Source organism: Pseudarthrobacter sp. CC4 (assembly GCF_048957775.1).
Lineage (GTDB): Bacteria > Actinomycetota > Actinomycetes > Actinomycetales > Micrococcaceae > Arthrobacter.
This window is the reverse complement of record NZ_JARCCZ010000009.1, coordinates 107495-133770: the sequence shown is the minus strand read 5'-3', so window position 1 is coordinate 133770 and position 26276 is coordinate 107495. Positions and strand designations below refer to the sequence as shown.

The 26276-nt window shown below is 65.1% G+C and carries 26 protein-coding genes; 10 read left to right on the top strand and 16 right to left on the bottom strand.

The features are described 5' to 3' along the window. Positions 1 to 3: 3 nt before the first annotated feature. Positions 4 to 621: a class F sortase gene (locus PV768_RS07875; protein WP_421092736.1), complete on the top strand. Its 618-nt coding sequence runs from the start codon at positions 4 to 6 to the stop codon at positions 619 to 621. A gap of 70 nt (positions 622 to 691) precedes the next feature. On the opposite strand, the gene PV768_RS07870 is transcribed toward PV768_RS07875, so the two are convergent. Then, positions 692 to 1210, bottom strand: coding sequence for a GNAT family N-acetyltransferase (locus PV768_RS07870; protein ID WP_421092735.1), 519 nt, complete (start codon positions 1208 to 1210; stop codon positions 692 to 694). Between the two features lie 83 nt (positions 1211 to 1293). Further along, positions 1294 to 1710 (bottom strand): hypothetical protein, encoded by a 417-nt coding sequence (locus PV768_RS07865; protein WP_421092734.1) that lies wholly within the window; start codon positions 1708 to 1710, stop codon positions 1294 to 1296. An 88-nt stretch (positions 1711 to 1798) separates the two neighbouring features. On the opposite strand from PV768_RS07865, the gene PV768_RS07860 reads away from it, so the two are divergent. Next, positions 1799 to 2467 carry a helix-turn-helix transcriptional regulator gene (locus PV768_RS07860; protein WP_421092733.1) on the top strand — a complete coding sequence of 223 codons (669 nt, stop codon included), beginning with the start codon at positions 1799 to 1801 and terminating at the stop codon, positions 2465 to 2467. Between the two features lie 211 nt (positions 2468 to 2678). Here PV768_RS07860 and PV768_RS07855 read toward each other — a convergent pair whose 3' ends face one another. The 8 genes from PV768_RS07855 to PV768_RS07820 all read right to left on the bottom strand — a co-directional run bounded on the left by PV768_RS07855 (position 2679) and on the right by PV768_RS07820 (position 11633). Further along, positions 2679 to 3344, bottom strand: a complete 666-nt coding sequence (locus tag PV768_RS07855) for a haloacid dehalogenase type II (RefSeq protein ID WP_421092732.1) — start codon at positions 3342 to 3344, stop codon at positions 2679 to 2681. Then, positions 3341 to 3997, bottom strand: coding sequence for a TetR/AcrR family transcriptional regulator (locus tag PV768_RS07850; RefSeq protein ID WP_421092731.1), 657 nt, complete (start codon positions 3995 to 3997; stop codon positions 3341 to 3343). The genes PV768_RS07855 and PV768_RS07850 overlap by 4 nt, the downstream gene beginning before the upstream one ends. Then, complete coding sequence (locus tag PV768_RS07845) at positions 3994 to 6486, bottom strand: PEP/pyruvate-binding domain-containing protein (RefSeq protein WP_421092730.1); 2493 nt, start codon at positions 6484 to 6486, stop codon at positions 3994 to 3996. The genes PV768_RS07850 and PV768_RS07845 overlap by 4 nt, the downstream gene beginning before the upstream one ends. A 376-nt stretch (positions 6487 to 6862) precedes the next feature. Continuing rightward, positions 6863 to 7234, bottom strand: a complete 372-nt coding sequence (locus PV768_RS07840; protein WP_104999181.1) for a PH domain-containing protein — start codon at positions 7232 to 7234, stop codon at positions 6863 to 6865. Positions 7235 to 7251: 17 nt separating this feature from the next. Beyond that, a complete protein-coding gene (locus tag PV768_RS07835) occupies positions 7252 to 7722 on the bottom strand; it encodes a TM2 domain-containing protein (protein WP_421092729.1) in 471 nt (156 codons plus the stop codon). A 253-nt stretch (positions 7723 to 7975) separates the two neighbouring features. Beyond that, a complete protein-coding gene (locus PV768_RS07830) occupies positions 7976 to 9379 on the bottom strand; it encodes an MFS transporter (protein WP_421092728.1) in 1404 nt (467 codons plus the stop codon). A gap of 387 nt (positions 9380 to 9766) precedes the next feature. Continuing rightward, the gene (locus PV768_RS07825) at positions 9767 to 10420 is read right to left on the bottom strand and encodes a TetR/AcrR family transcriptional regulator (RefSeq protein ID WP_197432458.1); all 654 of its coding nucleotides are present in this window, start codon (positions 10418 to 10420) and stop codon (positions 9767 to 9769) included. Between the two features lie 91 nt (positions 10421 to 10511). After that, positions 10512 to 11633, bottom strand: a complete 1122-nt coding sequence (locus PV768_RS07820; protein WP_321214538.1) for an alcohol dehydrogenase catalytic domain-containing protein — start codon at positions 11631 to 11633, stop codon at positions 10512 to 10514. Positions 11634 to 11797: 164 nt separating this feature from the next. Here PV768_RS07820 and PV768_RS07815 point away from each other — a divergent pair, with 164 nt between their 5' ends. The 8 genes from PV768_RS07815 to PV768_RS07780 all read left to right on the top strand — a co-directional run bounded on the left by PV768_RS07815 (position 11798) and on the right by PV768_RS07780 (position 20718). Further along, positions 11798 to 12640 carry an alpha/beta fold hydrolase gene (locus PV768_RS07815; RefSeq protein WP_421092727.1) on the top strand — a complete coding sequence of 281 codons (843 nt, stop codon included), beginning with the start codon at positions 11798 to 11800 and terminating at the stop codon, positions 12638 to 12640. A 43-nt stretch (positions 12641 to 12683) separates the two neighbouring features. Beyond that, entirely contained in the window at positions 12684 to 14213 is a 1530-nt protein-coding gene (locus PV768_RS07810; RefSeq protein ID WP_421092726.1) for a flavin-containing monooxygenase, read from the top strand. Between the two features lie 63 nt (positions 14214 to 14276). Further along, the gene (locus PV768_RS07805; protein ID WP_421092725.1) at positions 14277 to 15047 is read left to right on the top strand and encodes an SDR family oxidoreductase; all 771 of its coding nucleotides are present in this window, start codon (positions 14277 to 14279) and stop codon (positions 15045 to 15047) included. A gap of 11 nt (positions 15048 to 15058) precedes the next feature. Further along, positions 15059 to 15928, top strand: coding sequence for an SDR family NAD(P)-dependent oxidoreductase (locus PV768_RS07800; RefSeq protein ID WP_421092724.1), 870 nt, complete (start codon positions 15059 to 15061; stop codon positions 15926 to 15928). A 109-nt stretch (positions 15929 to 16037) separates the two neighbouring features. Then, positions 16038 to 17009: a tripartite tricarboxylate transporter substrate binding protein gene (locus PV768_RS07795; RefSeq protein ID WP_421092723.1), complete on the top strand. Its 972-nt coding sequence runs from the start codon at positions 16038 to 16040 to the stop codon at positions 17007 to 17009. 55 nt (positions 17010 to 17064) lie between these two features. Continuing rightward, on the top strand, positions 17065 to 17577 hold the full coding sequence (locus PV768_RS07790; RefSeq protein WP_197432461.1) for a tripartite tricarboxylate transporter TctB family protein: 513 nt from the start codon (positions 17065 to 17067) through the stop codon (positions 17575 to 17577). A 13-nt stretch (positions 17578 to 17590) separates the two neighbouring features. Continuing rightward, a complete protein-coding gene (locus tag PV768_RS07785) occupies positions 17591 to 19237 on the top strand; it encodes a tripartite tricarboxylate transporter permease (RefSeq protein WP_421092722.1) in 1647 nt (548 codons plus the stop codon). A gap of 11 nt (positions 19238 to 19248) precedes the next feature. Beyond that, entirely contained in the window at positions 19249 to 20718 is a 1470-nt protein-coding gene (locus tag PV768_RS07780) for an MFS transporter (RefSeq protein WP_421092721.1), read from the top strand. Positions 20719 to 20806: 88 nt separating this feature from the next. On the opposite strand, the gene PV768_RS07775 is transcribed toward PV768_RS07780, so the two are convergent. The 6 genes from PV768_RS07775 to PV768_RS07750 form a co-directional block, all read right to left on the bottom strand. Further along, positions 20807 to 21568 carry a CoA-transferase subunit beta gene (locus tag PV768_RS07775; RefSeq protein WP_421092720.1) on the bottom strand — a complete coding sequence of 254 codons (762 nt, stop codon included), beginning with the start codon at positions 21566 to 21568 and terminating at the stop codon, positions 20807 to 20809. A 71-nt stretch (positions 21569 to 21639) separates the two neighbouring features. Continuing rightward, positions 21640 to 22554, bottom strand: coding sequence for a CoA transferase subunit A (locus PV768_RS07770; RefSeq protein ID WP_421092719.1), 915 nt, complete (start codon positions 22552 to 22554; stop codon positions 21640 to 21642). Positions 22555 to 22571: 17 nt separating this feature from the next. Beyond that, complete coding sequence (locus tag PV768_RS07765) at positions 22572 to 23027, bottom strand: MaoC family dehydratase (RefSeq protein WP_421092718.1); 456 nt, start codon at positions 23025 to 23027, stop codon at positions 22572 to 22574. Between the two features lie 40 nt (positions 23028 to 23067). Then, positions 23068 to 24066, bottom strand: a complete 999-nt coding sequence (locus PV768_RS07760; protein ID WP_421092717.1) for a tripartite tricarboxylate transporter substrate binding protein — start codon at positions 24064 to 24066, stop codon at positions 23068 to 23070. A gap of 83 nt (positions 24067 to 24149) precedes the next feature. Next, a complete protein-coding gene (locus PV768_RS07755) occupies positions 24150 to 25730 on the bottom strand; it encodes a tripartite tricarboxylate transporter permease (RefSeq protein ID WP_157240802.1) in 1581 nt (526 codons plus the stop codon). Between the two features lies 1 nt (position 25731). Further along, entirely contained in the window at positions 25732 to 26265 is a 534-nt protein-coding gene (locus PV768_RS07750; protein WP_321214526.1) for a tripartite tricarboxylate transporter TctB family protein, read from the bottom strand. Positions 26266 to 26276: the final 11 nt, after the last annotated feature.

Here is a 26276-nt window from a genome sequence, read left to right as displayed (position 1 = left end):
GGCTTGCGGCGGAAAGCCGTCCTCTCCCTCGTGGGGGCGGCAGGCTTAGCGGCGGCAATCCTGGGCGGCGGGTCCGCGCAGACCCTGAGTCGAGAGGCCCTGCCGCAATCGTCTCTGTCGGCTGCCGCAGAGCCGCCGTCCCCCTCGGTGGAACATCGTCCACTGCAGGAAGCTGCCGCCTCGCCGCCCGTGCACATCGATTACCCCGCGGTGGAGATGGACCAAGCCGTCCTGCCGCTCTCTCTTACGGAGCAGGAGGCGAGCCTTGGCTCCCTTGTTCCTCCCCCTACTCCGGACGCTTACTGGCTGACCCCGTACGGCACACCTGGTCCAGGCTCCACCAACACGACGTACATCGTCGGGCACAGCTGGGAGGGGCGTCCTTCCCCCTTCAACGGGATCAGTTCACGCGCGCAGCCGGGCGATCGGCTGACCGTATCCACGGCGCAAGGGCCGCTGGTCTTCACCGTCGATGAGATCACCACGGAGTACAAGGACACCCTGAGGGACAGCGCGATCTGGGACAGGGTCCCGGGCAGGCTTGTCCTGATCACCTGCTTTACCGAGGATCTGTGGGGGACCAACATCATCATCCAGGCCAGCCCCCTGCCCTCGGATTAGCGCAGACCAACGCCTGGAGCATGAACGCGCATCGCGACTTCCAACCGCAGCCCTGTCCTCCGCGGACCGGTTACGCCGTGTCGATCCAGTAGCGGCGTTTGCCGTTGCGGGTGTCCTCGTGAACGCCGCCGTTCTTTTCGATGGTGGCCCGGGAGCCTGCGTTATCCTCATCGCAAGTGAGGAGGACCCGCTGGATTCCAAGTTCCCGGGCGATCGGCAGGGCATCAGCCAGCGCCCTGGCTGCATGGCCGCGGCGCCGTGCAGAGGGCCTGACACTGTAGCCGATGTGCCCGCCCTCGTTGAGGAGGAAGTCGGTCAGCTCGTGCCTGATGGCGAGTGAGCCAAGGAACGTGCTGCCTTCAACGATCCACAGGTAGGTGCAGGGCACATGCCCCGGCTTGCGCGGGGTCTCCGGCAGTGCGTCTCTAAGTAGCGCGTCCACGAAGCGGCCGAAAGTTTGGGGATTTTTGAGTTGCTCCAGGGGCCAGTCCTCGGCGCCTCCGCCGTCACGCCGGGCGCCGTCGAACTCAACGGCTCCTTCCAGCCAGGAGGAGTGGTAAGTAACGTCCGGAGCGATGAGGCGGGCCATCACAAGATCGTATTCGAAATGGCGGGCTGGACGCCGGGCCTGCACGAGTGGGCCCAGCGCCCACCTTGCCAGTCCATTTCAGCTCACCTGAAGATGCCTGTCCCCGGGGAGAGCCGGTGCAGGGCCAGTGCGCCGACCAGGAGCCCGAAGTCCCGCAATGCCACGTCGTAAAAGCCGCCGAGAACCAGGAGGTTGACGATGATGCCGAGAAGCCAGACGGCCACGAGCAGTGAGCCGAACCGCGGACGCACAGCGACGGCAATGCCGGCTATCACCTCGACGACGCCCACCACATACATGATGGTCTGGGCGGGCAGGGGCACGATGGACGTGGCCACCGGGGCGAGGTAGATCGTCCAGTCGACCAGCAGGTTGGTGAACTTGTCCAACCCAAAAACGATAGGTGCAACCGTGAAGACCGTGCGGAGCAAAAGGAAGGCCTGGTGTTCCCCTCTTTGGTCCTGTGCCTGCGCCGGCGTGCGGGCTGCTCTTGTTGTCATGATGGACTCCTTCTAAAAGTAGATATCTTGATTTTAGAAAGTGCCGTAGATTTAAACAAGAGGAATCTTTTTAGAAAGAGGTGCGGGCATGACCAGGCTTCCGTGGGCACGCCGGGTGGTGGCGCTGTCCTCCCTCGGGGACGAAAAGCGGCGGCAGTTGTATGAGCTGGTGCTCGCTGCTCCTGCCGCGCTGAGCCGGGACGAAGCTGCTGACGCCACGGACCTTCCCCGGAGTACCGTGTCATTCCACCTGGACAGGCTGGTGGCCGACGGGCTGCTTGCCGTGGAGTTCCACAAGCCGGCCGGAAAGTCCGGGCCGGGGTCCGGGCGCCCCTCGAAGGTGTACCGGGCCGCTGCCCGTGAAGTGGGCGTTTCGGTGCCGGACAGGAACTACGACCTCGCCGGGGAGCTGATGGCAGCGGCCATCGACGAGGCGGCGGCAACCAACCAGCCGGTGCGTGACGTTCTCCTCGCCACCGCCTATGCCAAGGGGAAGGCGCTGGCCGCGGACAGCCAGGGCCTGGAGGACTTCCTCGTCGCTTTCGGCTACCGTCCCAATCCCGACGGCAGCGGCGGGTTCACGCTGCCCAACTGCCCCTTCCACCGCCTCTCGGAGGGGCACCCCGGTGTCGTCTGTGCCATGAACGGGGCCCTTCTCAGCGGGGCGGCGGCCGGCAGCGGCGAGCCGGAAGAGCGGGTTGCGGCCAACAACAGCCCGGGGCAGTGCTGCGCCAGGATCACTCCGCGTGGAGCCTGAAGAACGTCCGACGGCGGGCGGACAGTCCCTGCGGCGGGCGCTCCCTGGGTGCCGCAGGAGTCCCGCGGCATCCGCCCTAAGGGCAGAGCCGGTCGAGGGTCTCCTGCGGGAAGTTTGTCCAGTCTGCTCGGGGCGCGGCTGACTGCATTCACGTGCTGGGTTCCGGGTTTGCCTGACATGCCAACGGCGCCCGTTGCGTTCCGGGCCCATCTCAGGCCAGGGCAGCAGCCAACTGGTCCAGCGCCGGCACGGTGTAGTCCGGAGCCTGGAAATACTTGGGGTACTGGACGCCGGACCGGTTGATCCATGCGGTTCCGAGGCCGGCCTTCGCGGCCCCGTGGATGTCCCAGGGATGAACGGCCACCAGCAGCAGCTCATCGGGCGCTGCGCCGCACGTGGATGCGGCGTACCCGTAGGCTGCCCGTGCCGGTTTCCAAGCCGGCGCGTCCTCTACGGAGAGCAGCAGTTCAAAGCTGTCCCTGATCCCGGCGTCGTTGAACAGTTTCTCGGCAACCCCGGTAGCGCCGTTGGACAAGGTGGCCAGCCGGAACCCCGCAGCTTTGAGTGCCTTCACTCCTTCCGGGACATCCTGGTGCAGGCCAAGCCCTGCCAGTCCTGCCATCACATGCTCCACCGCAGCGTCAGGATCCCTGTCAAGGTCCATGCCGGCGAACAGGCCGCGCAGGGCCTCTGCGCCGATCTCGGCGAAAGACCCCTTGCCGCCGGCTGCGGTGAGGGCAAAGCCGTCGCGCAGCAGCGTGGCAAACCACAGCTTGGCAAGGGACGCCGGTGCACCTACCTCTTCGAACCTGCCTGCCAGGGGGGACATGTCCGAGAGGGTTTCATTGACGTCGAAAACAATGGTGGAAGGTTTCACGGGCGCAGCTCTCCTTCAGTTACAGTTTCAGGTGCCCGCCAGGTGTGCCCCGGGTCGAGGCCGAACAGCGGCAGCACCACTTCGTCCACAATTCCCACCAGGAAGTCATCCTCGATGGGGCCGGAGCCGAAGATGAACCGTTGCCGCAGCAGGGCGGGACCGGCCTCGAGCCTGAAGCCAGTCACGAGGTCCGGATCGCATTCGCCCCGTCTTACGGCGCTGGCAAGGATCTCATGCATCATCCTGCTGGCGTTTCCATGCGTGAACTCACGGACTTCTGCGGCAACTTCGGGGTTCTGCAAGGCCTCCCCCAACACTCCGCGAACGGCCTGTCCAACGGTCCCTTCCAGCAGCCGGGCAGCCTGCCGCATGACGGTCAAGGTATCCAGCCGCAGGCTGCCGGTGTCCGGGACGGTGTCCGGGCCATGCATAGAGGCGTAGGCGGCGTCCAGTACCAGGGCGGCGCGGCCGGGCCAGCGCCGGTAGAGCGAGGCTTTGCTTGCGCGCGCGCGTTCGGCTACCCGGTCCATAGTCAGCGCAGAGTATCCGGATTCGGCGATCTCTGCCAGGACGGCATCGAAGATCGCGTTGTTCAGGACCGCGCCGCGCCGGCGCGGCAGCTTTCGATGGTCCGGACCGGCTCCGGCGGTCACGACGACGGCTCCGCAGCAGCCGCCGTGACCTGTCCGCGGGTGCCGTCCACCAGGACCAGCTGGCCGGTCTGCAGGTCACGGGTCCCCGACCCGGTGGCCATGACGGCGGGGATCCCGTATTCCCGGGCGACGATGGCAGCATGGGAGGCGATCCCGCCGGCGTCAACCACGACGGCGGCCGCGCGCTGGAACAGGGGAGTCCAGGATGGGTTGGTGTAGGGGCAGACCAGGACCTCGCCGCTGCGGAGCAGGCCGAATTCGTCCGGCCCGCGAATGATCCTTACCGTCCCGGTGGCCTGGCCGCGGCTGGCGGGCATGCCGGACACCAGAGTTCCGGGCGCCGGACGCATGTGAGCGAACAGCGTTGCCGTGTCCAGCAGCGGAATGCCTTCCAGTTCCCGGCGTTTCGCGGCCCTGGCCAGCACCAGCCGGCGGTAGCGTTCCCTCTCGGCGGCAGGCAGCGCGCCGCCGTCGTCCATTCCCGCCAGTTCTTCAAAGCGCAGGTGCTGGACATCGGCCGCATCAGCCAGCACCCCGGCATCGCACAGCCGCCGGCCCAGTTCGGACAGCGCGCGCCGGAGCGGCGGCAGCACCATGGTGGCGTAGAAGTGGCTGTCTTCGCGGAAGGCGGTCCCGGCTTTTGCGGCGTCGACGGCGGACAGCAGGTGCCGCCGCAGGGCCGCGATCCGCAGGGCGGGATGACGTTTCAGTTCCGCAAGGGCCTGGCCGGTTTGGTCTGCGGCCGGCCGCCGCTCTCCCATCATGGAGGTGACCAGGCCTAGAACCACCTCGGGGGCATCGGACCAGGTCGGTGAACTGGACAAGAGCACGCTGACGGTTTCACGGTGGCCGTATTCTGCCAGGAATGCCTGGAATTGTGTGTGGAATTCCTTGAATTCAGGATCGTGCTCCAGCCGGGAAAGCAGTTCGCCCGGTTTCAGTTCCGTGAAGGCCCGGGCCAGCGTGCCCTGGGACCGGACCTGGTCGGCCAGGGCCTCCAGCGCACGGTTTGCCTGGCTGGTGCGGGTTTCCGCGCCGGCGATGAGTGCCGGGGCAAGGTGCCTCTTGCCCAGCAGCATGAGCATCAGGCGCAGCTTGGCCTGCGGAAGGAAAGCTCCCGGCAGGTACGAGATCCGCAGCTCGGTGATCCCCCGCATCGTGGCGAAGGCGTCCTCCGCGAGCCCGACCACCCCTCGCCAGGCCAAGGTCCGGGGGTCCTGGGCGTTGAGTCGCCGGACGTTCTCCAGGAATGTGGCGAACCTGCTGTCCCGGGTCCACCTGGTCGGATTGAACCGGCGGGCCCGGCGCACCACGGAAACGGGTGCGCCGAGCGTGCGAAGTGTAGGGTGCGGCACCGGAGGAACCAGCCGGACCACCACGCCGTCCTCCTCCGGCAGCAAGTCGTTCACCGACGGGAAGACGACGCCGACGCTTCCGGCCATGCCGTGCAGCATGGCCAGAATGCCGCGCTGCATCCAGCCGGACACGTCCAGGGGATACGGACGTTCCTGGAACATCTCCAGGAAGAACGGACCCATCAGGCGCTGGAACGGGTTCAGGCGTAGTGGCTGCGGCGGCAGGGCGGTCATCGGCCGCGACTGGAGCACGTACAGGCGCCCGCCGGCGATGGCCCATTCCATGTCCTGCGGCCGGCCGAAATGATCCTGGGCACGTATTGCCAGCCGCGCCAGTTCCGCCAACTGCCCTGTGCCGAGGGCAGCCTGCCGGCTGCCCGTGCCGGCGCTCTCCCGGGTGCCCCCGCCGGCAAGGGCCCGGATCACAACCTCATGGGCGCCCGGGATGAACGATTTTGTCCGGCCCGAACGGTCCAGCACGTAGTGTTCCGGCGTGACGCGTCCGGAAACCACGGCCTCGCCCAGGCCGGGGCTGGCATCGACCACGATTTCACCGCGCTCGCCGGTTACCGGGTTCGCGCTGAACAGGACTCCCGCGGTGTCCGCCGGCACCATGTCCTGCACGACGACGGCAATCGACACTTCCCGCGCGTTGATCCCCTGGCGCTGCCGGTAGGCGATGGCGCGGTCCGTCCACAGCGAAGCCCAACATTCCACCACGGCACGGGTCACTGCCTGCTCGCCGACAACGTTCAGGAAAGTGTCCTGTTGCCCGGCAAAGGCGGCTCCTGGCAGGTCTTCGGCGGTGGCACTGGAACGCACGGCCACCGGACCGCCGCCCAGCGCGGCGTAAGCCGCCGCAATATCAGCGGTGACGCACGCCGGCACGTGGGATTCGGCGAACAGCGCGCGGATCCGTGCTCCGGCGTTTTCGGCTTCGAGCAACCCTTCCAGTTCGGCGCCCAGGCCGGTTTCTCCCAGCAGGGTGGCGTAGGCGGCGGTTGTGACCACAAAGCCCGCTGGAACAGGGAAGCCGTGGCGCACGAGCTCACCGAGATTGGCTCCCTTTCCGCCAGCCAACGCCAGGTCCGCGGCGCCGAAGTCGGCGAGCATCCCGGTGAATTTTTCAGGCATCCGGGACTCCCTGGGGACAGAGGGGGGGCGGAGCGGCCGTTGGTCCAATGGCCCCCAGAACCATCACAGGCAGGATTCCCGGAAGTGCCGCACGAATGGCTGTTGGACACTGCGGGATTGCGGCGCTGCTTGCGGTCCATTGGGCCCCGGTTTAGAGAACTATTGGTTCTCTATAAGAGTACGTTCGTTGTGCCAAGGCCGACAAGGCTTTGGCTCGGCCTCGGCATGAAAGTGGACGTCGAGGCGCCGTCAGGGCCCCGGAACCGGTCGGCCCTGCCCCACAACGCGATGGGTGGCTGGGCCGCCGGTATCCGGGCACTTCCCTCGACGTAGAAGGGCGGCCGGAGCATCCGTTCGCCCTTCTACGTGCTGAGTGCTATTTCGTGTTCAGCATGTTCCAGAGAATCAAGTCATGTGCGTGCTTGGCTTTGTCATCGCCGCGGAAGTCCGCTTCCTTGATGCTGCCACCCGTGTCGATTCCGATGCTGGAGGTTGACGCGAACCTGCCCATCATCGACTTGTTGGACAGCATCGAGACGGAGCGGATGTTCTTGTACGGCACGGACACGACGGCAAGTTTGTTTCCGACGAAGCTCTTGTCCTGGAGGATTACGCGCATGTTGGTGATGCCCACGAAGCCGGTACCGACCCCGATGCAGTCGTAAACGGCGTAGACGATTTCTCCCTGCAGGAGCCCGGCCCTGATTTGCTCGAGCTGTTCATACTTGTCGTGAATGATCTCAGTCAAAGTGCAGTCTCCTTCGCCTAGTTGCGGAGCGGAACGCCGTGGGCGTCCCGCTGGAAGTAGACGGCGCCCGCGAGGATCATGATGCCCTCGATAAGGCCCCACAAGGCGAGGAATCCCAAGCCCAGCACACTCAGGACGATCGCGAGCACGAGCTGGATGATGCCGATCTTTGTATATCCAAGGTAAAAGCGGTGGATACCCAGGCCACCCAAAAATATGCCCAACAGGCCTGCAGCGATCTTCGACTTGGACTGCGGGTAACCATAACCCGGCTGGGGCATGGGCGGTTGGCTTGAGTACTGGGGCGGCTGGGGCATGGGCGGCTGGCCTGAGTACTGCGGCGGCTGCGGCATTGGCGGCTGCGCAGAGTACTGCGGGCCGGGGAAGGGCGGCGGGGTTGGAGCTTGGGCGCCGTTGTAAGGAGGGGGCACAGGCGGGCCGTAATTTTCCTGCGGGGCCGAGTTCGCGTCGGGGTGTTGCTGGGTCATGGTTGATGCCTTCCGGAGAATGATGATGCGGCCCCAGGTGACCGGGCGGCGGCAGTCAACGACGGCATCACCCAGAATCCATAGCCTTCCTAAGTGTGACGGACTGCTGGGCAAATTTCCCTGTAAGCCGCAGTGTTTCCTCCTGAAGACGTCGAGGACGTTCTTAACGAAAGCGGTCGACGGCGGGGAGTCCCGCCGTCGACCGCTTGGCCTTGGGTGCCACTTGCGGTAGCCCGTCCCGCGGCCGCATCCGTTACCCCGCCGCCACGCTTTCACGGGCAGGAGCGGGCTCTGGCGCCTCAATTTCGTCCTTGCGGGTCTCGAGGTCGCCGAGCGACTTGCCCTTGGTGTCGGGGGACAGGAGGGTAGCGAGCGCTGCGACGGCGCAGATACCCAGCGTGGTCAGCCCGATGACCAGGGGGACGTTGGCGGATCCCGGGGGAGCGACGGCGGTGAAGATGCTTGGGAAGAACGATGCGATCATGAGGCCCACGTTCTGCGACACGGCGAACCCTGTGACGCGGATCCGCATGGGGAACTGCTCCTGGAAGAACGTGGCAAAGGTGGCGTTCCACATCTGGAAGAAGATGCCCTGGACGACCACGATGCAGACGAAGACCAGTGCCAGGCTTCCCTGCTCGATGGCCCACAGGTATCCGCCGGCCAGCACGCCACCGCCGACGCCGCCGGCAACCATGAGCATCCGCCGGCCGATCCTGTCCGAGAGTGCGCCGAACAGCGGAATGGTGACGACGGCGGCGATGTTGGCCACGAGCGTGACCCACAGGAAGTCGCTGCTGGAGAAGCCGTTGCCGTAGCCCTTCTGCGTGGCGTAGGAGACACCGAAGATGAGCGTTGCCATGCCGATCACGTTGGTGAAGGTCATCAGGATGCAGCGGACCAGGACCCACGGGTAGCTGCGGACCAGGTCAACGAGGGGGAACCGCTGCTTGGCCTTGCCCGTTTCGGTCTGGGCCACGTACGCCGGCGGCTCCTGCACCCGGCGGCGGATGATGTAGCCCGCCAGGATCACAAAGGCGCTGAGCAGGAACGGGATGCGCCAGCCCCAGGCCTGGAACTGGTCGGCGGGCAGGATGGCTGCAAGGGGAAGCAGGACGGCGGTGGCCAGGATGGAGCCCACCTGGGTGCCCTGCAGGCTGAAGCTTGCGAAGAAGCCGCGCCTGGCGTCGGGGGAGTGCTCCACGATCATCGCGCTGGCGCCGCCCAGTTCTCCTGCGACGGCGAAGCCCTGGATGAGGCGGAGGATCACCAGCATTATTGGCGCCAGGATGCCCACCTGTCCGTACGTGGGCAATAGTCCGACGGCGAAGGTGGCGAAGCCCATCAGCAGCATGGCGAAGACGAGCACCTGCTTGCGGCCGTGCCGGTCACCGTATGCTCCCAGTACGACGGCGCCTACCGGACGGGAGACGTAGCCCACCGCATAGGTGGCCAGCGAGGCGATGATCCCCACGGTCGGGTTTTCGGTGGGGAAGAAGATGGCGGGGAAGATGAGCGTCGCTGCCAGCGAGTACAGCGCGAAGTCGTAGTATTCGAGTGCGCTCCCGATCCAGCCGCTCATCGCCGCCTTCTTCGGGTCCCGCTGGCCAGCGCCGGCTTCCGGGATAGGACGGGTTTCCCCGGGGGTGGTGCTCATTCTGGTGAATTCCTTCGTCGTCATTGGCAAGGAACCGGAACTGTTGTGTTCCGGACGGTCGACGGGGACCTTGAAGGTGCCGGGTTTCGGAAAGCCCTTTCCCTTGAATCGTTTCATCAAGAATAGGATAGTGATGCCGGTTACGTCAACGCGGTAACCGAACAGCATTTGCAGAGGGCCTGACCAGGCCGCTTTCCGCCATCAGGATCGCGTAGGCGGCGGTTGTGACCACAAAGCCCGCAGTAACAGGGAAGCCAGGAGCACATCCTGCGGGACCACGAGCCCTGGACGCCTTTTCTAGGGGTGGACAACGGATTGGACGACCTCAGTCAAGCGACTCCTGCTTCTCGGCCCAGATGGACGCCCTGCCGGCAGGCGCTGGATCTTTCAAAACCGGAAAAGCGGTTCGATCTGCACGCGCAGTCGCTCGCGGAGTTTCTCCCAGAGATCCTCCGGGCGGAATCCGCGCGCCGGGGTGCGAAGGATCTCGTGGATATAGGTTCCGTTGCAGTTCTGCGCAACGATCAGTGAGTCGACGTCGGCGCTGAGATATCCGGCTTTCCTGGCGTCGTCGAGGATGGCGGCGATCAGGGCGATAACCCTGTCGCCCTGGGAGATGCTCTGGGCCCCGAGCTGGCTTCCGGCCTTGAAGCCGTGGTGCAGGTAGCTCGTGACGTTCTCCGGGTCGGTTGCGTAGAACCGGGCGCGTGCACGGAAGATGGCGTAGATCCGCTCCACATAGTCCCGCGCGGTGGAAGTATTGGCGGCCAGTTCCTTGTCCGCGTCTTCGATGGCCTGGAGCGTCGTATCCATGCGCTCGCCGATAACCAGCAGCAGCAGTTCGTGCTTGTTGCTGACGTAACGGAAGAGGGTGGCCTCCCCGACCCCGGCAAGCTCGGCCACCTCCTTGGTGGTGGTGTGCTCGTAGCCCCGCTCGTTGAAGAGCTGTTCTGCTGCAGCGCGGATGTTCTGGTAACGCTCGATCCGGGCCTTCTCGCGCAGCCCGACGGGAGCACCACTTGCGGAGGCCTCCGAAGTCATCGTCTTCATCCTTTATTAACGTTCCTATCAGCGGTGGGGTACCGGGCGGCCGTTCGCAGCTGCCGGGGTTCAGTTCTGGTGCCGATAACTCTCAATTGAACATCACGATCTGGCGGATGGCATTTCCATCGGCGAGTTCATCCATCGCCTCGTTGATGTTGTCCAGGGTGATCACCGACGAAGCCAGTTTTTCGACCGGCAGCCTTCCTTCGCGCCACATCTGGGCGTAGACCGGGATGTCGCGGGCGGGTACTGCGGAGCCCAGGTAGGAACCGACGATGGTGCGGGCCTCGGCTGTGATCCCCAACGGTTCAATGGATGACAGCACTCCCGCAGCCGGCAGTCCGGCAGTCACCGTGGTGCCGCCGGGCGCCGTGGCCTGCACCGCGGTTTCGAAGGCGCGGGGGTGGCCGGCCGCCTCGATGACGATGTGGGCCCGGATGCCCAGGTCCGCGGCCTCGGCAGGCGAGTACGTTTCTGTTGCCCCCAGTTCCCGCGCTGTGATCAGTTTGTCCGGGTTCGCATCGACGCCGATGATCCGGGCGGGTTCGGCCCACGCTGAGGAGATTGCGACGGCGGTCAGCAGGGCTGCCATGCCGACTCCTCCGAGGCCGACGATCATGATGTCCTGCCCCTCCTGGGGATTCCCCGCGTTGATGACGGCCCCGCCTCCAGTCAGCACCGCACACCCAAGAAGTGCAGCGACCGACGGCGGCACGTCGCTTCCGACCGGGACAACCGAGCGGCGGCTGAGCACGGCATGGGTCGCGAACCCGGAGACTCCGAGGTGGTGACGGACAGGCTGGCCGGCACGCGTCAGTCGGGTGGACCCCCCTGGCAGCGTTCCGGCCCCGTTCGATTCTGTACCGACGCTGCACGGCAGCTTGCCCCCGGTGCGGCAGTTGGGGCACTCCTCGCAGCGCGGCAGGAAAACCGTGACCACCCGCTGGCCCGGTTCAAGGTCATCGACATCCGCGCCGACAGCGACGACCGTCCCGGCGGCCTCGTGGCCGAGCAGCATGGGCAGCGGACGGGGGCGGTCGCCGTTGACCACGGAGAGGTCCGAGTGGCAGATACCCGCAGCCTCCATCCGTATCAGGACTTCCTGCGGTCCCGGCCCGGCGAGGTCAAGCTCCGCAACGGAAAGCGGGCGGGACCGGGCGTACGGACGGGGGGAGCCGACGGTCTCCAGGACCGCGCCGGTAATCTTCATGGTTTCCCTTCCAACGATTGTGCTTCGTATCACTCTTATGCTTTTATGAGAGTGTAATCCGCACGGAGTGCACTTTCAATATCGCGTGACTGCGCGTTGCCTGCACCCGATCGGATCCCCTCATCGTTATCAGCACCGGCCAGTCAAATTCGAAGGGATTGGAATTGAAGATTCATCCAGATGCAAACGAGGGTGCCGTCCACGTCGGGGGCCTTTCGGTTCCTTTCCATGACACGCTTGCACCGGAAGACTCCCGGGACACCGTGGTCCTGGTCCACGGAACGGGCGGAAGCGCCAAGACTCATTTCCGCACCCTCTTTCCCATGCTTGCCGCCCGGTACCGTGTCCTGGCCGTTGACCTGCAGAGCCCTGCCGGGGAACCGACCCTCGACGGATTGTCAGGGCAGGTTGCGGCCGTCATCGACCACCGCGCTCCTGCTCAGCCGGTCCATGTGGTCGGCTACTCACTGGGCGCCCTGGTGGCGGCCGATCTCGCCGCTTCACGCCCCGGGAGCGTGTCAAGCCTGACCCTGGTGGCCGGTTGGGTCAGGGCCGACGCCCAGCAGCGGCTTCGCAACCGGATCTGGAAGCGGCTCTTCGAGTCGGATCAGGACCTCCTGCGCGAGTTCGTCACCTGGACAGCCTATGGACACCCTTTCCTTGCCGGCCGGGGCGACGCTGACATCCAGGCCCTGATTGATGCCCGGACCTTCCCGGAGGGGATTGCCGGTCAGATGCGGCTCAACGCCGTTGCCGATCTGAGCGGCAGGCTGACAGCGATCACCGCTCCGTCCCTGGTCATTGCCGGCGCCCACGACCAGATGGTGCCCGCCCGGCAGACCCAGCTCCTTTTCGGAGGCCTTCCGAACGCCCGCTACGCGGTCATCGACAGTGGTCACGCCGTCCCGCAGGAGCGCCCGGCCCAGCTGTTCCAGCTCATCAACGAATTTGTGACGGACCCCGCAGCCTCTCCTGCGGGCCGGATCCGGGAAGCACTCTTTGTCTGACCCGTCGGGACCAGCACGCAACAACACACACATTGGAGGAACAGTGGAAAGTACCCCTATGGGTTATCCCGCGGCCGGTTCGCCGGTAGACGTCATCATCGTCGGCACCGGCTTTGGCGGCCTTGGCATGGGCGCAAAACTGGCCCGCGAGGGCGAACGCTCATTCATCATTCTTGAACGGGCGGAGGACGTGGGCGGAACCTGGCGCGACAACCACTATCCCGGCGCGGCCTGCGACGTGCCGTCGCTGCTGTACTCGTTTTCCTTCCGCCCCAACCCTGAATGGTCCCGGATGTTCGCCCCCCAGGAGGAAATCCTCGGCTACCTGCGCAGCGTTGCCCGGGAAGAGAACCTCCTTGAACGGATCGTGTTCGGCGCAGAACTGACCGATGCCCGGTGGGATGAGGCGGAAGCGCTGTGGAAAGTCAGCACCCCCAAAGGTGAGTTTGCAGCCAAAACCCTGGTGACCGCCGTCGGGCATCTGTCCGAGCCGAAGATGCCCGACATCGAGGGACTGAGCGACTTCTCCGGCGAAGTGTTCCACTCAGCGCAGTGGAATGACGGGATTGACCTGGCGGGCAAGCGGGTGGGCATCGTCGGCTCGGGAGCCACGGCCATCCAGGTCTTGCCCGAGGTGGCAAAGATCGCCGGGGAGGTCGTTGTGTTCCAGCGCTCGGCCCCGTACGTGACGCCGCGTCCGGACCGGGCCTACACCGAGGAGGAAAAGGGCCTTTTCCGAAAGATGCCCGAGGTGATGCAGGAACTGCGGGAGGAGATGTTCTGGTCCAATGAGGAGCGCTACGCCCAGCGCCGGGGCACCCCGACGCTGGTCTCCGCTGCAGCGCAGGTCGCCCTGGACCATCTCCACCGGCAGATTGAGGATCCGGAACTGCGCCGGAAGCTAACCCCGGACTACACGTTCGGCTGCAAGAGGGTCCTGAAATCCAGCGACTACTACCCGACATTCACACAGGAGCACGTCCACCTGGAAACCGGCGGCGTCACGCGTGTGGAGGGCAACCGTGTTATCGGCGGGGACGGAGGCAGCCACGAACTGGATGTCATCATCGCCTGCACAGGTTTTGAAGCGACAGATCTGCCCATTGCCTACCGCATCTACGGCCGCGACGGCCAGCCGCTCAGTGAACGCTGGGCCAACGGCATGCAGGCCTATGCCACCACCGCCGTGCATGGGTTCCCGAACCTGTGGATCATCAACGGGCCCAACACCGGGCTGGGCCACAACTCCGCCGTCTACATCGCCGAGGCCCAGATCGACTACATCATGGGCGCGGTGAACTTCCGAGACCAGGCCGCTGTGCCGGCGCTGGAGGTGAGCAGGGAAGCGGAGGATGCCTTCATGGACCGTGTGGACCAGCTGGCGCAGGGCACTGTATGGCTCGACGGCGGCTGCAGCAGCTGGTACGTTGACCACCGCAACGGGCGGCTGACCACACTATGGCCGGAACCGGCCTATACCTTCCGCCAAGTCAACGCGCCCTTTGACCCCGACCCCTATCTGGCCGGATCCACGGACGAAGCCAGGGAAGAAGCCCTGGCCGGAGTGCGCTAACGGCCCCACGGGGAGACTGCCGAGAAGAAGGCCGCCTCCCGTTCAACGAGGAACGGAGAAAGCATGAGTAACAACCAGCAGCACCACCGAACAGTCGTCGTCACCGGCGCGGCCGGGGGCATCGGCCGCGGCATCGTGGAGTCATTCCTGGCCAGCGGGGACCGGGTGATCGCCGTGGATGCATCAAACTCCGCATTGGCCGGCCTCCGGGCGGACCTGGATCCGCAGGGCGGATCCCTGCAGGCAATGCAGTGTGACGTCACTGAGCCCGGCGACTGGCAGCGGATCGCAGAGGCGGTGGAGGCCAGCCCGGGAACCCCTGCGGTGCTGGTCAACAACGCCGGCATCTCCCCGAAACGGGACGGACAAAAGATCCCGGGTGACGAAGTCCCCTTGGATGAGTGGACGAGTGTCCTGGCGGTAAACCTCACGGGCCCGTTCCTGGGTATCCAGGCCCTGGTACCGCACATGAAGAACACCGGATTCGGCAGGATCGTCAACATGTCCTCCCTGGCAGGACGCGACGGCGGCAGGCTGGGCGGCGTCCACTATGCCGCGACCAAGACGGGCCTGCTGGGCCTGACCCGTTCCTTCGCGCGGGAACTGGCACCGTTCGGTATCACCGTCAACGCCATCGCCCCGGGGCGGATCGACGCCGGCATGGCCGCCGGCGTCTCCGACGAAGTCAACCGGAACTATCTCAGCCGCATCCCGGTGGGCCGCCTGGGCAGCGCCGATGACGTTGCCCAGGCCGTCCAGTACCTGGCCGCCGCTGAAAACGGCTTCGTCACGGGCGTCACGGTTGACGTCAACGGAGGGTCGTACATGGGATGAGATTCCAATCCTTGAATCCTCCGGAGGCTGGCGGGAGCGGGGCGGACCGATTGCGGGGGCCGGACAGGCTGCGGGGCAAGGTGGTACTGGTCACCGGCGGTGCCGGCGGTATCGCCGCGGCCACGGCCCGGCGCCTGGCCGCCGCGGGAGCACACGTATCCCTCGTCGACCGCGACCAGCCAGCCCTGGACCAGTTGGTCGCTACTCTGGGAGAAGGCCATCTGGCCACGGCAGCGGATGTGACGGACCAAATGTCCCTGCAGGCCGCAGCCCGGCGGACAGTTGAGCACTTCGGCCGGCTGGACATCGTCTTTGCCTGCGCCGGGATCGGCAGTGCCTCCACGGTGGCCGTTTCCAGCACCGAGGACCTGCTGCGGATCGTCGACGTCAATCTTGGCGGTGTGATCAGGACCGTCAAGGCCACCTTGGAGGAGATCACCGCAAACCGGGGCTACTACCTGCTCATGAGTTCGGCCGCCGCGTTGAAGAATGTTCCGCGGGCCAACGCGTATGCCGCCTCCAAGGCGGGCGTGGAGGCCTTCGGCGGGGCGCTGCGGCTGGAACTGGCCCATAAGGGCGTTGACGTGGGCGTCGCGCATCCGGCATGGGTGAGCACCGGCATGATTTCCGGGGCGGGAAGCCGGGCCGGGGAGAGCCGCTCCCTTCCGTGGCCGTTCAACGTGGTGTCCAGCACGGACACCTGCGCCGACCTTCTCGTCGGCGCGATCGCCGCGCGGCGGCGCAAGGTATTCGTCCCGCGCAGCCTGGCCCTGATGGATCCGCTGCGGTGGATCTCAACCGGGCCGCTGTGGGACGCCTTCATGAAACCCCGGGCGGCGCTGAGCGTCTCCCGGCTTGAATCAGCAGCACCCAACGAATGATTTATTTCACCGGAGGCGGTTGTGCCGCCGGTCACAATCCTGTATTACTGAGAGGGCACTCCTTGCGGAGTGCACTCTCAACTTCAGACCGAAACCACCAGAGGTTACCTTGAACAAGACTCGCGTGTTCTTCGCTGCCGTCACTGTCGCCGGCCTTTCGCTTTCCGTCACGGGCTGCTCCGGTGCCTCCAAGGCATCATCCGAAAGCTACCCGACCAAGTCCATTACGTTCGTCATGCCCTATGCCGCCGGAGGGCCTTCGGATACAACGGCGCGTGCCTACGGTGCCTGCCTCGGGAAGCTGCTGGGCGGCACCTTCGTGGTGGAGAACCTTGACAGCGGAGCAGGTGCAGTGGCCATGCAAAAGCTGGCCGGCGCCAAACCCGACGGCTACACCGTAGGGCTCAGCACCAACGGGCCTATGGTCCTGAATCCGATGAGCAACGACCTGGCCTACTCCCAGGACGATTTCCAGGCCCTCGGCACCATGGCAGCCATCCCCACCCTTTTCGCCGTGCCAAAGGACTCCCCGTACAAGAGCCTGCAGGAGTTGTTCGACGCCGCCAAGGCCAACCCCGGGAAGATCTCCATCGGTGTTCCCGGCGCCACCAGCTCGCTGGCCACTGAACTCAAGCGCCTGCAGAAGGAGAGCGGCATCGAGTTCGCCCTGGTTCCCACCTCCGGCAGCGCCGAACTCATCACCAACCTGCTGGGCGGCCACATCGACGCCGGATTCGTCAACGACTACCTCGACGTTGAGGCCCAGGTGAAAGACGGCGCCCTCGTCCCGCTCGCTGCTGCCGGTGAAGCACGCTCGGAGGCCTTCCCCGACGCTCCCACGGCCAAGGAGGCCGGCTTCGACGTCAAGACCACCTCGGTCTACGGGCTCTTCGCCCCCAAGGGCCTGCCGCAGCAGGTTTCGGAGAAACTCGAAAGCGGCGTCGAAACCTGCAGCAAGGACACCGAAGTCATCGGCCAGATCGGCGACCGGTTCGTGCCGAACAGCTTCTCAAATGCGGAAGCGACCCAGCAGGTTTTTGCCGACATGCGCACCCGCTACGAGCCCCTCCTGGCGAAGTAACTAACAACGACTCAACCGCCGGCCAATGACGGCCGGCACGAAGAAGGGTGAACCCATGGTTTCTACTCCCGTGGAAGCGGCCGCCGAAATCCGGGAACCGGAAAGGCCCCGCACCGGCGCCCTGCGCTGGCAGCGCAGAATCGCTCCGCTCGTCCTGCTCGCGCTGGGCCTTGGGGCTGCGGCCGGGTCATGGCAGTTGAAGCTGGGCACCCTGCACAATCCTGCCCCTGGCCTCTGGCCGTTCGCCATCTCGCTGGCCATCGTCTTCAGCGCCGCGGCACTGATCGTGTGGCCGGGACATGAGCCGCTGGAGGCTTGGGGCCGCCGGAGCGTGTCGGTAATGGCCGGCATCGCGAGCCTTGCCGCGTTCATAGTGCTCTTCGAACTGGTGGGCTTCTTCATCCCGGCCGTGCTGATGCTCCTGTTGTGGCTTCGCGTGTTCGGCCGGGAGTCGTGGCGCTGGACGGCTGTCTTCGCCGCGGCGGGCCCGGCAGTGCTTTATGTCATCTTCGACCGGCTCCTCGGCGTACCCTTCCCCGCCGACCTGGCGCTTGACGCCTTCGTCTAGAACGGACCCTCACATGGATATCCTGAGCAACCTCGGTGAAGGCTTCTCGGTGGCCTTAGACCCGGTGAACCTGCTGTTCGTCCTGATCGGCGTGGTGGTGGGAACCGCCATCGGCGTCCTGCCCGGCCTGGGCCCCACGGCGACAATTGCGCTGTTGCTGCCCATCACCTACACCATGGATCCGACCGCTTCGATCATCATGCTGGCCGGCATCTACTACGGATCGATGTACGGGGGCACCATCACTTCCGTGCTGCTGCGCCTGCCTGGCGAGGCAGCCTCGGTGGTGACCACCTTCGACGGCTACCAGATGACCAAGCAGGGCCGTGCCGGCGCGGCCCTGGGCATCTCCGCCATAGGTTCTTTCATCGGCGGCACCGTGGCCGTCATCGGCCTGACGTTCATGGCGCCCGCGCTGGGCAAGATCGCCCTGTCGATGGGTCCGGCCGGCTTTGTTGCCCTCATGGTCATGGGCCTGTTCCTGGTCACGTCCCTGGGCACCGGATCCACCATCAAAAGCGTATGCATGGCCGCCGTCGGCCTGCTCCTGTCCACGGTCGGACAGGATCCCGTCAACGGGTCGGCGCGTTTCACATTCGGCCAGGCGCCGCTGCTGGGCGGCCTGGACTTCGTGGCCGTGGCAATGGGCCTGTTCGGCGTCGCTGAACTGCTGCGATCCCTCGAACAGACAGAAAAAGCCCAGGCCATCAAGGCCAAGATCAAAAACATCTGGCCTTCGCGGAAGGACATGAAGGACTCTGCCGGTGCCATCGGCCGAGGATCGGTCCTCGGATTCTTCATCGGCATCCTTCCCGGCGGCGGCGGAGTCATCTCCTCCCTGGCCTCCTACGCGCTGGAGAAGCGCCGGGCGAAGGATCCCAGCCGGTTCGGAAAGGGTGCCATCGAAGGTGTCGCAGGACCGGAAACGGCGAACAACGCGTCCTCGACCACGGCGTTTATTCCGCTGCTGGTGCTTGGCATTCCCTCCAACGTGGTGCTGGCAATGATCTTCGGCGCCCTGCTGATGCACGGCATCACCCCGGGTCCGCGGCTGATGACCGATCACTCCGGACTCTTCTGGGGCGTTATCGCTTCGATGTACATCGGCAACCTGATGCTGCTCATCCTCAACATTCCGCTCGTGGGCATCTTCATCCAGATGCTGCGCGTGCGCCAAGGCATCCTCGTCGCTTTTTCGCTGCTGATCGTGTTGATCGGCGTTTACTCGATCAACAACAGTTCCTTCGACATGTGGGTTGTGCTGGCCTTCGGCGTCCTCGGGTGGATCATGTCCAAGACAGGTTTCGACGCCGGCCCGCTGGTCCTGGCCTTCGTCCTCGGACCTATCCTGGAAAAATCCTTCCGACAGTCCATGCTGATTTCCGGCGGCAGCCTCGACATCTTTGTCACCGACCCGGCCGCCGCAATCATTTTCAGCCTTATTCTCGTCGTCATTGCCATCAAGGTAGTCAGCGGCTTCCGGCGCCGCTTTGCCGGAGCCAAGGCCTCCCCGCACGTGCCGGTGGCGGAGGAGCAAGCTCCGCAGGCCACGTCCGACGGCGGTGACCCAGCAGTACTCCCCGCCGCCTCTTCAGGACCGGGTGCGGGGGCGCCGGCAGCCCAGCATGCCGACAAGCAACACAGCCCCACCGCCCGCTGATCGCCAAGGGAATGCCTCTACGCGGGAAAGGCAGAGCATCGAAGCCCAGGGCTGCCGGCAGGCTCCTTGTACCGGTGCTGTGCCTGTGCGGAACGACCGTCACGCTTCAGCAGGCTACGGTGGTTCCCCTGCTGCCCGACCTGCCGCGCTTGCTCGGGATCTCCGTTGAGGACGCCTCCTGGGTCCTCACCGCCACACTGCTTGCAAGTGCAGTGGCCACCCCGGTGCTGAGCCGTCTGGCAGACATGTTCGGCAAACGCCGGATCATGCTCGTCTGCCTGGTCATGATGACCATCGGCTCAGCGCTGGTGGCGCTGAATCTGGGTTTTCCGGCCATGATCGCCGGCCGCGCGCTCCAGGGATCCGCCGCAGCCCTCGTGCCCGTGGGCATCAGCGTCCTGCGCGAGGAGATCCCCGCCATGAAGCTGGGTCCTGCCGTCGCGATGATCAGCGCCACCTTGGGTTTCGGGAGCGCGCTGGGTCTTCCGCTGGCCGGTGTGCTGTATGAGTTCCTCGGCTGGCAGTCAATTTTTTGGAGCGCCGCTGCGGTCGGAATCGTCCTGGTCGCGCTAGTGCCGCTGGTCATGCCGGCATCCCGGGTCCGCACGCCGGGCACGTTCGACTACGGAGGGGCCATCCTGCTCTCGACGGCCCTGACCGCCGCACTTCTTGCCTTGTCCAAGGGCGGTACCTGGGGCTGGACCAGTGCCCCGACGCTGATAACGGCACTAACCGCGGTCGCTGCCCTGGCCATGTGGGTCCCGCTCGAACTGAAGATCAGTCAACCAATGCTGGACCTGCGGACATCGGCCCGGAGACCCGTGCTGATCACGAACCTGGTGGCGGTCCTCGTGGGCTACTCCATGTACTCCAACCTGCTCTCCACCACCCAGCAGTTGCAGATGCCTGGCGCGGCTGGATACGGCTTCGGCCTGAGCGTGATGGCTGCCGGCCTTTGCATGGTTCCCATCGGCTTGGCAATGGTGCTCTTCACTCCCGTATCCGCCCTCAGCAGCCGCCGTTACGGCGCCAAAACCGCCCTCATTATGGGCTCCCTCGTTTCTGCCGCCGGCTACGTTGGCCGCCTCTTCCTGACCGAAGAAGTCTGGATGGTGATGCTGGGAGCCGTTGTCATAGGCATCGGCAACGCCATCGCCTATGCAGCGATGCCCATCCTCATCATGGGATCTGTCCCCGTAACCGTCACTGCCGCTGCCAACGGGCTGAACACCGTGCTGCGCGTCATCGGAACCACCATCGGCAGCGCTGCCGTGGCCGTGCTGCTGGCCTCGACCACACTGACGCTTGACGGAACAGAGCACCCCTCCTTCCGAGCCTTCGAACACGTCTTCTGGATTGCCGCGGCAGCAGCCCTTACTGCTGCGGTACTGGCGAGCTTCCTGCCCCGGCAACGCCCCTCATTAACCAAAAAGGTCGGCCGAATCGATCAGGGCATCAGGAATACGGCGCCGGCAATCTGATGGCAGAGCGTCAGTGGTGGCACTGCCAGCGTGGGGGAGTGGCTAAGCCGGTGATTCCTGTCGATCCGGAGGGGTACCGGACCCGGACTCACCGCAGGTATACCCGCTCCGGATCCAGCACGTCCCGCAGCAGTGCCAGTTCCCGGCCGGTCGGCGGCACCGTGGTGACCAGGTTCTTCGAGACCTGCAGGTCCCACCCCGTGGCTGCCCTGACTTCGTCCACCTCGACGCCGGGATGTACAGCCGTAAGGACAAGATCTTCGTCGATGTCCCGGCGTGTCATGATGCCCAGATCCGTAATGACGGTGGTCACGCCCAGGCCCACGGGCATCACGCCGCCGCGGGCCGCCGCCGCCCGACGCGGTCCGGGCGTGGTGCAGAAGTCGAGGTCCGCCACGAGGGACCGGGGATTGTGCCGGCGCATCACGACGAAGATTTCGCCGGCCCCGGCCATCGCCTCGATGGCGCCCCCGGAGCCTGGGAGCTTACTGGCCGGTGCCGCCCAGTCCTTTCCGATCAGGCTGGAGTTCAGGCTGCCGTATCTGTCCACCTGGGCGGCACCGAGGAATCCGACGTCCACGCGCTGTCCCTGCAGCACGAAGTTGAACAGCTGCGCCATGGGCAGGACCCCCGCCGCGCCGGTGACGAGGACCGAATCCGAAATACTGCGCGGCAGGTCTGCCGGCTGCGCCCCGGTCACGCCTGACTCATAGATTATTTCGACGCCGGGAGAAACCGTCCGCTGCGCCAAGGACACTGCCAGGGTGGGAAGTCCGTGTCCGGCGAACACCACATGCTTTCCTTCCAGCGCACGGGCGGACAGGGTGGTGAGAAGCTCGCTGCTGGTCACTTCCGGCTGTGCAGGTTCCGTTTGGCGGCAGGATACGCGTGTCGATGATTTTTCCGATCGTTCCGTGATGCTCATTTGCGGCCTCCGTAGTTGACCGGAACGGAGAATGCCGCCTCGACCTGCAGGCGGTCCCAGTAGTCCGGGCCGAGACGGGCAATATACTCGGCATGGTCCCGGGTGCCGTGGATGTTTTCCTGCAGCCAGTCGCGAAGCCGCCGCGGATCGCGGGCGAGCTCGGACCAGCGGCGGCTGAACCCGTCGTCGCGGTCATAGTAGCCCTGGACCGAATGAGGATGCGCTCCCCGCGGACAGTGGACCACTGCGTCGACTACGTGGGATGGAACGATGGTGCGGTTCGGATCGGAGCGGATGACGGCGTCGTCGACAATTTCTTCAACCGTGACAATGACCCTCCTAGCGGCGAAGGCAGCTTCGGCCTGCACGCCAAGAATGCCCCACGCCTGGATGTTGCCGGCCCGGTCGGCCCGCTGCGCGTGAATGATCGTCACGTCGGGATTCAGCGCCGGGACCACGTGGATTTCCTCCCCGCCGTACGGGTCCTTGACGGACCGGATCTTTCCGTTCAGTGCCACGAGATCGCTGCCCCGGTAGGAGTTGATGGGATAAAACGGAAGCTTCGAGGCACCCGCAAGGTACCGGCAAACCATGCCCCCGTGGCTGTATTCCTCAAGGTCCAAGGGAACGGGGTCCGAGTTCTCCACCCGCCGGCGCAGCTCGTGGAGCGAGCCTGCCGAACTGTTTCCGACAAAGGAGCCGATGACCCCCTTCAGGCAACCGGCCGCCAGCAGTTGGTCAATCATCACGTCGCCAGTCATCCGGGCCAGCGTCAGGTCACGGAATCCCTGCCGGATTATTTCGTGGGCAGCCGCCACCGGAACCAGGTGCCCGAATCCTTCAAGGGCAACAATCTGGCCATCCCGGATGTGCTCCGCCACGGCATCGCTGAGGGATGTTCTCTTGTCCACCGGCCTGCCGAGGCCCCTCAGCCGACCATCAAGGAGACTGTTTCAGCCACGCAGGCCGGCCGGGCCCCACCCTCGAGTTGAATCTCATGGCGGATCACCACCTGGCTGCCTTGGGCAGTCGGCGTGACGGAGACGAGGGTGAGGCGGCTCCGGACCCGGGAACCCACCGGGACCGGGCTCGGAAACCGGACCTTGTTCAGCCCGTAGTTCACGATCATCTTCAATCCATTGACCCGGTACACCTCTTGTGCCAAGAACGGGATCATCGACAGGGTCAGGTAGCCGTGGGCAACCGGCCGCCCAAACGGGCCGCCGGCCGCCCTCTCCGGATCGACGTGGATCCACTGCTGGTCGCCGGTGGCATCGGCAAAGTCCTGAATCCGGTCCTGTTGGACACTGTGCCAGCCGCTCACACCAAGTTCTGAGCCAATCAGCGGCACAAGCTCCGCCAGGCCATTCAGTTCCCTCACCATGAAAATCTCCCGTTGACTAGGACGACGATTGTTACCCGGCTCACCGGCCGAGGATCGGTTCGTAGAGTGCCTTGATCCGGGCAAAGTTGGCGCCCAGCTCCTCGGCACCAATGAATTCCTTCGGCACAAAGTTCTTTCCGATCTGCTCAACGACCTTGGGGTCACTAAGGCAGGTTTCGAGTTCGCGTTCGAGGGTGGACACAACAGCGTCCGGCATGCCCTGGGGACCGAACAGGCCGTAGATTGACGTGGCATTCACCAGGTCCGGGAACCCCGATTCGGCCAGCGTCGGTACGTCGGGGAGCCAGCCGAGCCGTTCAGGCGTGGTGGCGGCAACGGGAAGGAAAGACCCCTCGGCAATCCGTGCCTGGACATCAGGATGGTCGTTGATGAAAAGTGCATCCACATGCCCGCCCAGCAGATTGGTGGTCATCTCCGCGTTACCCGAGGCCGGCACGGCGGTGATCTCAACCCCGTAGTCGTTCTTCAGCCGCTGCAGTTCAATGGCCGCGGGACTCGTAGCACCAGGAACACCCATCGAGATTGCTCCAGGATCCGCCCTGGCCGCTTCGAAGAGCTCTGCTGCGTCCTTGTAGGGGGAGTTTGTTCCCACAACGATCAGGGTCGGATTGTCGGCCATGACACCTATGGGTTCAACGTCCGCAAGAGTGTAGCTCAGCGAGTTGATCATAGGGGCCATGACCAGCGTGCCGGTGGTACCGAGCGCCAGCGTCTGGCCGTCGGGTTTGGAACCCACCAGCTCCTGCATTGCGACGGCTCCGCTGCCGCCGGGTTTGTTTTCGACGACGAAGGCCTCGCCGAGGCTGTTCCCCAAACAGGCGGCAACCGAACGGGCGGTAAGATCCGAGGGGCCGCCGGCGGCATAGGGCATAAGGATGGTGACCGGCTTCGCGGGATAGTCGGATCCGGCATTCCCGGGGCCGGCGGAACCGGCCACACCGCACGCTGCTACAGTCAGGGATGCCAGCGATGCCAAGGCAAGCCCGGCGGTCGTTTGAAGGCGCAAGACGGTCTTCAAGGTGCTCCCTTGTCTTTCTGTCGAATTGTCTTTCGGTTGACTCGCAACCGACGGCGCTCACGGATGGACGTGGCGGCGCGGAATCATTCTTCGGTGCCGGAATCCGGAGTCCCCTCGCGCCTGGCCGAGGCGTGGACGAGCGTATTGCCCTCTTCCGGGCCTGCAGCGGCTGCGCGGCGCGTCCTGCGCTGCCGCCGTCTGCGGCTGATGAAGCCGTAGACGATGAACAGCCCGATCAGGATGAAGATGGTCGCGGACACCGGGTCCGAGGCGAAAATACCGAAGCTTCCTTCGGAGATCAGCATCGTCTGGCGGAAGGATTTCTCCAGGATCGGGCCCAGGATGAAAGCCAGCACCAGGGGGCCTGGGTCAAAGTGAGCCTTGATCATGATCCAGCCGAGAACCCCGAACGCGAGCACCACCCACATGTCGAACGGGTTGTTGTTGATGGAGAACACGCCGACCATGACCACCAGCAGGGCGAAGGTCGAAAGGATCCCCGTCCGTACCCGGAGCATCTGGATGAAGACTCCAACCAGCGGGATATTGAGGATGATGAGCATCAGGTTGCCGATGTACATTGACGCGACGACGCCCCAGAAAACGTTGGGATGCTCGTTGATCAGCTGCGGCCCCGGTGTGATCCCGTGCAGCAGGAGCGCTCCGTAGATCATGGCCAGGACAACGTTGGACGGGATGCCCAGGACGAGCAGCGGAATGAAGGCCGACGTTGATGAGGCGTTATTCGCTGTCTCGGGACCGGCGACGCCTTCGATGGCACCCTTTCCGAACCGGCTGGGATCCTTCGCGCGGCGTTTCTCCATGGCATAGGATGCCAGCGATGAGATGACGCCGCCGCCGCCGGGCAGGACGCCGATGAAGAAGCCCAGCACCGAGCCCCGGGCTATCGCACCGGAGGAGTCACGGAAATCCTTGCGCGAGGGCCAGATGTTCTTGATTTTGGCGGTGACGGCCTGGCCCTTTTCGCTCCGCTCGAGGCTATGGAGCAGTTCTCCCACACCGAAAAGCCCCATGGCGATAGCGACGAAATCCAACCCGCCCAGCAGCGACGTCTGGCCGAACGTGAAGCGTGCGGTTCCGGTAACCGGGTCCTGGCCCACGGTTGAGAGCAGGAGGCCGACTCCTGCCATGAACAGGCTCTTGACCGTTGAACCGGTGCCGAGGGAGGTCACCAGGAACAGGCCCAGGATCATGATGGCGACGTAGCCCGCCGGGCCCACCGCCACGGCCACCTTGGCAAGCAACGGAGCCAGGAAGGTAAGGCCGATGATGGCTACCGTGCCGCCGATGAAGGAACCGACCGCGGAAATGCCGAGAGCCGTTCCGGCCCTGCCCTGCTTGGTCATCTGATAACCGTCAAAGGTGGTGACCACTGATGCGGCCTCGCCGGGAAGACGCAGGAGTACCGAGGTGATCGTGCCGCCATACATCGAGCCGTAGTAGATACCGGCCAGCATGATCACCGCGCCGACCGGATCCATCGTGTAGGTGATCGGCAGCAGGAGCGCGATGGTGGCGGTCGGGCCCAGCCCCGGCAGGACGCCGATGGCAGTTCCGATGACCACACCGACGAATACGAACAGCAGGTTCATCGGGTCAAAGGCTACAGAGAAGCCCTGGCCCAGGTTGTTCAGGGCGTCCATATCAGAATCCGATCATCGGGGAGAGGCTGGTGACTACGATGTCGTCGGGAAACGGCACCCCAAGCAGGCCTGCGAAAACAACGTGCAGCACAACGGCACCTCCGAGGGCCAAAGGGACGGTCCAGCGCCACGGCTCGCGGCCGAAAACCCGGAGCCAGAGCAGAAGCATCAGAAACGCCGGAACCAGGAAGCCTATGGCTTCAAAAAGCACCACGAACACGCACAGGCTGCCCACGCCGCCCGCAATAGCGGCCGTCCGCCGGGTCCAGGACTCGGGAACCGCCGCGTCCGGGAACAGCACGAGGGCCACCGCCGCGATGGTCACCGCGACGGAGACGATAAAGGGCCAGAGCCCGGGACCGGGGCTGTTCAGCTCTCCCAGCGAGAGCTGCCAGGACCCGATCACGGCCGATACTCCGGCGGCGACCAGGAGAAGGGGGACCAGGCGGCGGAGCCGATGCCGGGGCCTGTCGGGGTGTCCGGCCGCCGGACGGGCATCGTCCACCTCTGCGGGGCCAAGAGCGGGTTTCGTCATGTCCATGCCTT